The sequence below is a fragment of the Rugamonas sp. FW305-51 genome (assembly GCF_058786935.1).
In genome coordinates this window covers 33,276-42,888 of record NZ_JBYSZG010000048.1, presented here as the reverse complement: position 1 = coordinate 42,888, position 9,613 = coordinate 33,276, and the positions used below count along the sequence as shown (strand labels likewise).

Genomic DNA, 9,613 nt, shown 5'->3' with positions numbered 1-9,613 from the left:
CTGGGGCAAAGGGGAAGGGGCGGGCGCCACGGCGGGCGCCGCCGGACGGACCGGCGGCTCCAGCAGGGCCGCGTTGCCGTCGAAGACTTCATTGCAGGCGCCGCAGCGCACTATGCCCCCACGTAATTTCAGCTGGTCATGGGCGACCCGAAATATCGTGTTGCAGTGGGGGCATTTAGTGGCGAGCGCCATTGCTGCGGTAGCTTACGCGCTGCGCGCCGGCGGCACCGTGTCGCTGCCGAGCCGGCCATGCAGGGCGACCCAGCCATCCTGCTCGGCCCACACGCCCAGCTTGATGAAGGGCGCATAGGCGGCCGCCACTTCTTCGGCCTGGCGCGCCAGCACGCCCGACAGGATCAGGGCGCCGCCGTCGGCCACGCGGCCCGACAGCATGGGCGCCATCAGCTTGAGCGGACTGGACAGGATGTTGGCCACCACCACGTCGAAACGCTGGCTGGCAAACTGCGACTGGGCGAACGTGTCGGGCAGGAAGTACTCGACTTCGCACTGGTTGCGCACGGCATTGTCGCGGGCCGATTCGATGGCCTGCGGGTCGATGTCCACGCCGGCCACCTGCTGCGCGCCCAGCTTCCGGGCCACCATGGCCAGGATGCCGGAACCGCAACCGTAGTCGAGCACGGTCTTGCCAGGCGCCGGATGGGCTTCCAGCCACTCCATGCACAGCCGGGTGGTGGGATGGCTGCCCGTGCCGAAGGCCAGGCCCGGGTCCAGTTCCAGGATCAGGGCGTCAGGGTCCGGCGCTTCGTGCCAGCTGGGCACGACCCAGATGTTCTTGCCGATGTGAATGGGCGCGAACTGCGACTGGGTCAAGCGCACCCAGTCCTGCTCTTCCACCTTGCGGGTGGTGAACGGGGGCACGGCGGCCAGCTTGATCTGCTGCGCGGCGGCGGCCACGATGGCGGCCTGGTCGGCATCCTGCTCCGTCAACGCGACGACGCGGCTGTGTTCCCATGCCGCCTCTTTCGGCTCCATGCCCGGCTCGCCGAACAGGGGACGCTCGGCGTCCGTGCCTTCGTCCGCATCCTCGACGGAAACGGACAGGGCGCCCACTTCCATCAGGGCGTCGGACAGGGCTTCGGCGTGGTCGCGCGCGATTTCGATGACGATTTCAGTCCAGCTCATTGCGATCCCTTGCTGTCGTTCTTGTTGCCCAGGCTCAGTTTGTGCAGCTCGGGCATGTCGGCCAGCTTTTGCTCCAGGTAGTGAATATTGGTGCCGCCTTCGATGAAGCGGGCGTCGATCATCAGCTCGCGGTGCAGCGGGATGTTGGTCTGGATGCCCTCGACCACCATTTCCGACAGCGCGATCTGCATGCGGCGGATGGCCTGCTCGCGGGTGGCGCCGTAGGCGATCACCTTGCCGATCATCGAATCGTAGTGCGGCGGTACATAATAACCCGCATACGAGTGCGAGTCGACCCGGATGCCGGGGCCGCCCGGGGTGTGCCAGGAGGTGATGCGGCCCGGCGACGGGGTGAACTTGAATGGGTCTTCGGCGTTGATGCGGCACTCGATGGCGTGGCCGGCCAGCATCACGTCGCGCTGGCGGAAGCGCAGCTTCTCGCCCGAGGCGATGCGGATCTGTTCCTGCACGATGTCGATGCCGGTGATCATTTCCGTGACCGGGTGTTCCACCTGCACGCGGGTGTTCATCTCGATGAAGTAGAACTCACCGTTCTCATACAGGAACTCGAAGGTGCCGGCGCCGCGGTAGCCGATCTTGCGGCAGGCCTCGGCGCAGCGGTCGCCGATCTTCTCGATCAGCTTGCGGGGAATGCCGGGGGCCGGCGCTTCCTCGATCACTTTCTGGTGGCGGCGTTGCATCGAACAGTCGCGCTCGCCCAGCCAGACGGCGTTCTTGTGCTCGTCGGCCAGGATCTGGATTTCCACGTGGCGCGGATTCTCCAGGTATTTCTCCATGTAGACTTCCGGATTGCCGAAGGCAGTGCCCGCTTCCGTCTTGGTCATGGCCACGGCGTTGATCAGGGCCGCTTCCGTGTGCACCACGCGCATGCCGCGTCCGCCGCCGCCGCCGGCCGCCTTGATGATGACGGGATAGCCGATCTTGCGGGCAATCTGCACGATGGCCTTGGGATCGTCGGGCAACGCGCCTTCCGAACCGGGCACGCAAGGCACGCCGGCCTTGATCATGGTTTGCTTGGCCGAGACCTTGTCGCCCATCAGGCGGATCGAATCGGAACGGGGGCCGATGAACACGAAGCCCGATTTTTCCACCCGTTCGGCGAAGTCGGCGTTTTCCGACAGGAAGCCGTAGCCGGGGTGGATCGCTTCCGCGTCCGTCACTTCCGCCGCGCTGATGATGGCCGGCATGTTCAGGTAGCTCAGCGTCGAGGGGGCAGGGCCAATACAGACCGATTCGTCGGCCAGCTTCACGTACTTGGCGTCTTTATCCGCTTCCGAGTGGACCACAACCGTCTTGATGCCCATTTCGCGGCAGGCGCGCTGGATGCGGAGGGCGATTTCGCCACGGTTGGCAATGAGGATTTTTTCAAACATGATAGGTTCGCGATTGTCTGTGAGAGCCGGCAAGCCGGCTACTGCTGTAGAGGGGAATGCGGGGTGGAAGTCCGGGCGCGCCCCGCCGTGGGCGGGGGGCGGCAAAGCGGACTTAGCCTATCACAAACAGCGGTTGGCCGAATTCGACCGGCTGGCCGTTCTCGACCAGGATCTGGGTGATCGTGCCGGACTTGTCGGCGTCGATTTCATTGAGCAGCTTCATCGCTTCGATGATGCACAGGGTGTCGCCTTCCTTGACGGTGGAACCGACTTCGACGAAGGCCGGGCTGCCCGGGGCCGACGAACGATAGAAGGTGCCCACCATGGGCGACTTGACCACGTGGCCGGCAGGCTCGGCGGCCACGACGGCGGCAGCGGCTACCGGAGCGGCGGCCACGGGGGCGGCGCTCGGCTGGTAATGCTGCTGCATGCCTTGCGGCTGCATCATCACGACTTGATTTTGGGCCATGGCCGAGGACTTGACGATGCGCACTTTGCTTTCGCCTTCGGTGACTTCCAGTTCAGCGATGTCCGATTCTGCGACCAGGTCGATCAAGGTCTTGAGCTTGCGTAAATCCATGTGTAACCCCCAGGAATTATCTTGTTTTGAGTGGGTGCAGCGCCGCCTCGTGGGCCACGCCGCGCTAAAATTGCGCGCAGATCGCGTAGATTAACGCCTTTTAAGGGCGAAGTCGATGGCAAAGCGATATCCTTCGATGCCGAGACCGCAGATCGTTCCTATTGCGATTGCGCTGAGGAAAGAATGGTGGCGAAATGCTTCGCGCTGGTAAATATTCGAAATATGGACTTCAACGAAAGGAATGGCCACCCCTGCCAAGGCGTCGCGCAAGGCTACGCTGGTGTGGGTCAGTCCGCCCGGATTGATGACGATGGCATCGACGCCTTCCGTTCTGGCGGCATGGATGCGGTCGATCAACGCGCCTTCGTGGTTGCTCTGAAAACAAGACAGCGTCGCGCCGGCGGCCGTGGCTTGCGCCTGGGCTGCCTGTTCGACATCGGCCAACGTGCTTGCGCCGTAGACCTCGGGCTCGCGCGTCCCCAGCAAATTCAGGTTGGGGCCGTTGAGCAATAGGAGGTGTTGTGCCATGGATTCAGGACCATTTTCCGCGAAAGTTCCGCATTTTGCCGCCAACGGAGGGCGATGGCAAGAGAAAAAAACTTATGGAAATTATTACAGCGCGGCCAGATCGGCCCGCAGCTGATCGAACTTCAGACGGCCTAAATAGGTTTTCTTAACTTGTCCATCCGCTCCGATTAATACCGTATATGGCAAGCCACCCCCTGTATTGCCGAACTGGCGCGACAGCTCGGTGCCGCCCATGCCGGCCACGTAGAGTGGATAGGCGATCTTGAACTTGCCGGCAAATTCGGCGATATTGGACGGCGTATCAATGCCTATGCCGATAACTTGCAGCTTCTTGCCGGCATCTCCCGCGGCCAGCGCTGACAGCTCCGGCATCTCCTGCACGCAGGGCGCGCACCACGGGGCCCAGAAATTGACCAGCAAAGGCTTGCCTTTGTAGCGGGCCAGGGCCTGGCTGGCGCCCGTCACGTCGGGCAGCGACTGTTTATATAGTGCATCGACGGGGCCGGTGACGCCGGGGGCGACGGTGGCCGTAATGGGGGGCGGTGTCTCTTTCGGGTGGGTGCCGACCCAGGCGCCCATGGCGCCGAACATCAGGGCAATGACGGAATAGGCAATCAGGTTATTCTTTTTCATATAGAGGTGACAATCTTGTCGTCTGGGTGGGTGCTGCTGATTAAGAGGGTGCGCACGGCGGCCAGGTCGGCCCGCGCGGTCTTGCCGTCGGCGCGCAGTTTGTGGGCGCCGCGCAAATCGTCGAGTTCATACAGGGCCGCGTGTACCCCTTCCTGCTGCCACAGGAAACTGACCGTCTCCACCGGGTTGTAGCGGGGACCCTTGAAGTGGGGCGTTTCCGAGAAATCCAGGCTCAGGTTCTGGTTGAGCAGGAAGATTTCCACTTCCTTGGCGCTGTCGGCGAACAATTGCAGGTGGATGTCGTCATGGGGGCCGGCCGTGCCGTTGAGCACGGAGCCGGTCAGGTAGGGGCTGAATTTTTCCAGCATTTCCATCACCTGCAGGGCCAGCGTGCGCAGGCGGAACAGGTGGGCCGGCTGGGTGTCGGCATGGAACAGGGCCTGGTACAGCCGCACTTCCAGTTCGATTTCCGTGTCGGACGGCAGCAAGTTGGCGGGCAACATATTAATATTGCCGTGCGCCTCGCCGAGCACCTGGCGCGCGGCCTTGCGCTTGGCGTTGTCGTATTCCGCCCCGTCCTGGGCGATCAGCCGGGCAGCGGCGGCCGCTATTTCCCCGCGCAGCTGGCGGGCTTCGTCGTTTGGCTTGGGCATCATATACAGATGATACCTTGAATAGGCAAAAGGGGAAAAACCCCCGGCGTCAGGTAAAATCCCATCTCTGACGATTTGCCTACCCTATTTCCCACCTTCTCCGACCCTAGTTATCACATGCATATTCATATCCTCGGCATTTGCGGCACCTTCATGGGTGGCCTGGCCGTGCTGGCAAAGCAGGCCGGTCACCGCGTCACCGGCTGCGACGCCAATGTCTACCCGCCCATGAGTACCCAGCTGGAAGCCCAGGGCATAGAACTGATCCAGGGCTTCGGGGCGGAACAGGTGCAACTGAAGCCGGACCTGTACGTGGTGGGCAACGTGGTCACCCGCGGCAATCCGCTGATCGAGGAAATCCTGAACCGCAGCCTGCCCTATGTGTCGGGCCCGCAATGGATAGGCGAACATATATTACGCAACAAGTGGGTGCTGGCCGTGGCCGGCACGCACGGCAAGACCACCACCTCGGCCATGCTGGCCTGGATCCTGGAAGACGCCGGCTACGCGCCCGGCTTCCTGATCGGCGGCGTGCCCGTCAATTTCGGCATCTCGGCCCGGCTGTCCGGCCCCGGTGTGGATTCGGACTTCTTCGTCATCGAGGCGGACGAGTACGACACGGCCTTCTTCGACAAGCGCAGCAAGTTCGTCCATTACCACGCCAAGACCGCCATCCTGAACAACCTGGAATACGATCACGCCGACATCTTCCCCGATCTGGCCGCCATCGAGACCCAGTTCCACCATCTGGTGCGCACCGTGCCCGGCATCGGCCGGCTCATCGTCAACGGCGACGAAGCGTCGCTGCAACGGGTGCTGCAGCGGGGCTGCTGGAGCGAGCGCGAAACTTTCGGCCTGGCCGACGGCGTGGACTGGACCTTGCGCGAACATGGCGACGGCAGCTTCGACGTGATCTTCAACGGCGAGCCGTCCGGCACCGTGCACTGGCAGCTGACGGGCAAGCACAACCGCGCCAACGCGCTGGCCGCCATCGCCGCCGCCCGCCATGTGGGCGTGCCCGTGGCCCAGGCCGCGCAATCGCTGGCCACGTTCCAGAGCGTCAAGCGGCGCATGGAAGTGCGCGGCGTGGTCAACGACGTCACCGTGTACGACGATTTCGCCCACCATCCGACGGCCATCGCCACCACCGTGGGCGGCCTGCGCCAGAAGCTGGGTCGGTCCGGCCGCATCCTGGCCGTGCTGGAACCCCGTTCCAACACCATGAAGCTGGGCGCCATGAAAGATGCCTTGCCGGGCAGCCTGGCCGAGGCCGACCTGGTGTTCGGCTACGGCAGCCGGCAGGCGCTGGGCTGGAGCCTGGGCGAGGCGCTCGCGCCTCTGGGCGAACGGGCCGGCGCCTATGAAGACATCGACACGCTGGTGGCGGCCATCGCCGCCGCCGCCCGTCCCGGCGACCACGTGGTGGTGATGAGCAACGGCGGCTTCGGCGGCGTGCACCAGAAGATCCTGCAGGCGCTGGCCCGATGATCCTCTATCTGCACGGATTCCGTTCCTCGCCCCAGTCGATGAAGGCGCGCCTGGTGGGCGAGCGCATGGCGGCGCTGGGCCTGGGCGCCCACTACCGTTGCCCGCAACTGCCCGCTTCGCCCAAGGCGGCCATGGCATTGGCGCTGGCGCTGGTGGAGGGCGTGCCGGCCGGCGAACTGAGCGTCATCGGTTCCTCGCTGGGTGGCTATTACGCCACCTGGCTGGCCGAGCGCCTCGGTTGCCGGGCGGCTGTGCTGAACCCGGCCGTCGTGCCCATGCTGGACCTGGAACCGTATGTCGGCGTAGGCCAGCAATTCCACTCGGATGAACCGTTCGAATTCAAGCGCGACTATATAGAAGAGTTGCGGGCGCTGGCCGTGCCCCGCATCACCCGGCCGGAGCGTTATTTCCTGCTGGCCGCCACGGGCGACGAAGTGCTGGACTACCGCGACATGGTGCGCCACTATGCGGGCGCGGCCCAGCACGTGATCGCCGGCAGCGACCATGCCATTTCCGGCTTTGCCGACTATGTGGCGCCGGTGCTGGCGTTCTGCGGCATCGGGGCGGCCCGGTGAGGGCGCCCACCCTGCGGCAGGCGCACTGGTATGGCCACGTCAACGCGCTCAACGCGCCGCACGGCCTGCGCCACTGGCTCACGGGCGGCGGTTCGCTGACGGCCAAGCTCAAGGCGCACAGCCAGGCGTTCCGCGTGCAGTGCCTGCACCAGCGCCCGGCCCGCTGCCTGACGGACGAGACGGCGGCCATTGGCCTGCACCGCCCTGGCCGCGTGTGGGAACGCGAAGTGCTGCTGCGGTGTGATAATACGCCCGTGGTGTTCGGCCACACGGTGGTGCCCATGTCGGCCACGGCCGCGGACTGGCCCTTGTTCAGCGCGCTGGGCGAGCGCTCGCTGGGCTCGACCCTGTTCGGCGACCCGCTGGTGCGGCGCGGCGAATTGCAATTTGCACGATTACGCCCCGGCCACCCCCTGATGCAGCGCGCCAGCGCCGCCCTGGGACTGGACGGGCCACAGATACTGTATGCGCGGCGCTGCCTGTACCGGCGCCGCCAGGGCACGCTGCTGGTGACGGAAGTGTTCCTGCCGGACGTGCTGGCGCTGGCGCTCCAGGGCAAAACCATTACAACGATAACGAATAGAACAGAGCAATGAACTTATTTTTCGAAGAATCCGGCGATTTCAAGGTTGGCACCGTGCTGTCGCAAGCGGGCGAGGCGTATCAGGTGGAACTGGCCAGCGGCAAGCGCACCAAGGTCAAGGTCAAGGACGTGCTGCTGCAGTATGAAAAGCCGGCGCCGGCCGAGCTGCAGGAACAGGCCAGGGCCGTGGCCGCCGACATCGACCTGGACTTCCTGTGGGAAGTGGCGGGCGAGGAGGAGTTCGGCTTTGCCGAGCTGGGCGCCGAATACTTCGGCCACGCGCCGCTGCCGTTCGAGGCGGCCGGCCTGATCCTGAGCCTGCATGGCGCGCCCATCTATTTCTACAAGAAGGGCCGGGGCCGCTACAAGGCGGCGCCGGAACAGTCGCTGCGCGCGGCCCAGGCCGGCATCGAGAAGAAGAAGCAGCAAGCCATCATCCAGGCCCAGTACGTGGACGAACTGAAGGCCAACCGCCTGCCCGCGTCCATGCAGACTATCGTGCAGCAGCTGCTGTTCAAGCCGGACAAGAATTCCATCGAATACAAGGCGCTGGAAGCGGCTTGCGACGAACTGCACACCAACGCCCAGCGCCTGATGCTGGCCGTGGGCGGCGTCGCCTCGCCCAAGCAGCTGCACCTGTCCAAGTTCCTGTTCGAGAACTTCCCCCGCGGCGCCGGCTTCCCGGACGTGCCGCTGCCGGTGGCGCCCACCAACTTGCCGCTGGCGCAGGTGCAAGCCTTCTCCATCGACGACGTCACCACCACCGAGATCGACGATGCCTTCTCCGTCGTGCGGCTCGATGACGGCATGGTGCGGGTCGGTATCCACATCGCCGCGCCTGGCCTGGGCATCAAGCCGGACGACGCCGTCGACAAGATGGCGCGCGCCCGCATGTCCACCGTCTACATGCCCGGCGACAAGATCACCATGCTGCCCGACAGCATCGTCGAAGCATTCACCCTGGCCGAAGGCAAGAACTGCCCGGCCCTGTCCTTGTACGCCACCTTGAACCCGGCCGACTGGAGCGTCGTCTCCACCGTGACGCGGGCCGAGCTGGTGCCGATCGCCAACAACCTGCGCCACAACGACCTGGACGAACTGGTCAACGAGGAAACCCTGGCCAGCGGCGTGGGCGAGTATGCCCACAAGGACGAGCTGGCCCTGTTGTGGCAGTGGGCCCAGCACCTCGAGCAGGGCCGCATGGCCAAGCGCGAAGCGTTCGGCCTCAAGCCCGAGCAGAACAACCGGGTCGATTTCAACTTCTACGTGGAAGACGACGTCGTCACCGTCAGCCGCCGCAAGCGCGGCGCGCCGCTGGACAAGATCGTGGCCGAGCTGATGATCTTCGCCAACAGCAGCTGGGGCAAGATGATGCACGAGCACGGCGTGCCCGGCATCTACCGCAGCCAGGGCGGCGGCACGGGCGGCTGGGCCGCCAAGATGCAGGTGCGCATGGTGACCCATGCCGCGCCTCACCAGGGCCTGGGCGTGGACCAGTATGCGTGGAGCACCTCGCCGCTGCGCCGCTACACCGACCTGGTCAACCAGTGGCAGATCCTGGCCTGCGCCGAGCATGGCGTGACGGCGCCGCTGGTAGCCCCGTTCAAGCCCAAGGACGCCAACCTGTTCGCCATCGTGTCCGCCTTCGACGCGGCCTACGCGGCCTATGCCGACTTCCAATCCAACATGGAACGCTACTGGTGCCTGCGCTGGCTGGGCCAGGAACAGGCGCGCCAGGTGGAAGCGGTGGTGCTCAAGGATGAAGTGCTGCGCCTGGTCGACATTCCCCTCATCGTCCGCCTGCCCGGCATGCCGCAGGTGGCGCGCGGGGCCCAGGTCAAGCTCGACATCCTGCGCTGGGACGAGGTCGACCTGTCGATCGAGGCGCGGCTGCTGGAAATCCCGGCCGCCGCCACGGTGGCCGCCGACGCCGAGCTGGACTACGAGGACGAGGACGAGGTATCGGCCGTGGAAACGGCCGCCGAGGAGCAGGCCGAAGCGGCCCCCGCCGGTTCCGGGTTAAAATCAGCCCACTT

The 9,613-nt window shown here is 64.9% G+C and carries 10 protein-coding genes and 1 pseudogene; 4 read left to right on the top strand and 7 right to left on the bottom strand.

Annotated elements, in window-relative coordinates:
- The 7 genes from AC3WOS_RS24020 to AC3WOS_RS23990 all read right to left on the bottom strand — a co-directional run.
- On the bottom strand, positions 1-192 hold a 192-nt coding region (locus AC3WOS_RS24020), incomplete at its 3' end, for an MJ0042-type zinc finger domain-containing protein (protein WP_492719243.1).
- Positions 193-204: 12 nt separating this feature from the next.
- On the bottom strand, positions 205-1,143 hold the full coding sequence (gene prmA, locus AC3WOS_RS24015; RefSeq protein ID WP_492719241.1) for a 50S ribosomal protein L11 methyltransferase: 939 nt from the start codon (positions 1,141-1,143) through the stop codon (positions 205-207).
- Positions 1,140-2,537, bottom strand: a complete 1,398-nt coding sequence (accC, locus tag AC3WOS_RS24010; protein WP_492719239.1) for an acetyl-CoA carboxylase biotin carboxylase subunit — start codon at positions 2,535-2,537, stop codon at positions 1,140-1,142. The genes prmA and accC overlap by 4 nt, the downstream gene beginning before the upstream one ends.
- Positions 2,538-2,649: 112 nt before the next feature.
- A complete protein-coding gene (accB, locus tag AC3WOS_RS24005; RefSeq protein ID WP_492719237.1) occupies positions 2,650-3,117 on the bottom strand; it encodes an acetyl-CoA carboxylase biotin carboxyl carrier protein in 468 nt (155 codons plus the stop codon).
- Between the two features lie 90 nt (positions 3,118-3,207).
- Entirely contained in the window at positions 3,208-3,645 is a 438-nt protein-coding gene (gene aroQ, locus AC3WOS_RS24000) for a type II 3-dehydroquinate dehydratase (RefSeq protein WP_182153969.1), read from the bottom strand.
- A gap of 84 nt (positions 3,646-3,729) precedes the next feature.
- Complete coding sequence (locus AC3WOS_RS23995; protein ID WP_492719235.1) at positions 3,730-4,278, bottom strand: TlpA family protein disulfide reductase; 549 nt, start codon at positions 4,276-4,278, stop codon at positions 3,730-3,732.
- Positions 4,275-4,934, bottom strand: a complete 660-nt coding sequence (locus AC3WOS_RS23990; RefSeq protein ID WP_492719233.1) for a hypothetical protein — start codon at positions 4,932-4,934, stop codon at positions 4,275-4,277. The genes AC3WOS_RS23995 and AC3WOS_RS23990 overlap by 4 nt, the downstream gene beginning before the upstream one ends.
- 114 nt (positions 4,935-5,048) lie before the next feature.
- Here AC3WOS_RS23990 and mpl point away from each other — a divergent pair, with 114 nt between their 5' ends.
- From mpl to AC3WOS_RS23970, 4 genes and pseudogenes are all read left to right on the top strand, one after another.
- Complete coding sequence (gene mpl / locus AC3WOS_RS23985) at positions 5,049-6,419, top strand: UDP-N-acetylmuramate:L-alanyl-gamma-D-glutamyl-meso-diaminopimelate ligase (protein ID WP_492719231.1); 1,371 nt, start codon at positions 5,049-5,051, stop codon at positions 6,417-6,419.
- Positions 6,416-6,994, top strand: a complete 579-nt coding sequence (locus AC3WOS_RS23980; protein WP_492719229.1) for a YqiA/YcfP family alpha/beta fold hydrolase — start codon at positions 6,416-6,418, stop codon at positions 6,992-6,994. Before mpl ends, AC3WOS_RS23980 begins: the two co-directional genes overlap by 4 nt.
- Positions 6,991-7,590, top strand: coding sequence for a chorismate--pyruvate lyase family protein (locus AC3WOS_RS23975; protein WP_492719227.1), 600 nt, complete (start codon positions 6,991-6,993; stop codon positions 7,588-7,590). Before AC3WOS_RS23980 ends, AC3WOS_RS23975 begins: the two co-directional genes overlap by 4 nt.
- Positions 7,587-9,587 (top strand): annotated as a pseudogene (locus AC3WOS_RS23970) (ribonuclease catalytic domain-containing protein); the annotation flags it as partial. The gene AC3WOS_RS23975 and the pseudogene AC3WOS_RS23970, both read left to right, overlap by 4 nt.
- Positions 9,588-9,613: the final 26 nt, after the last annotated feature.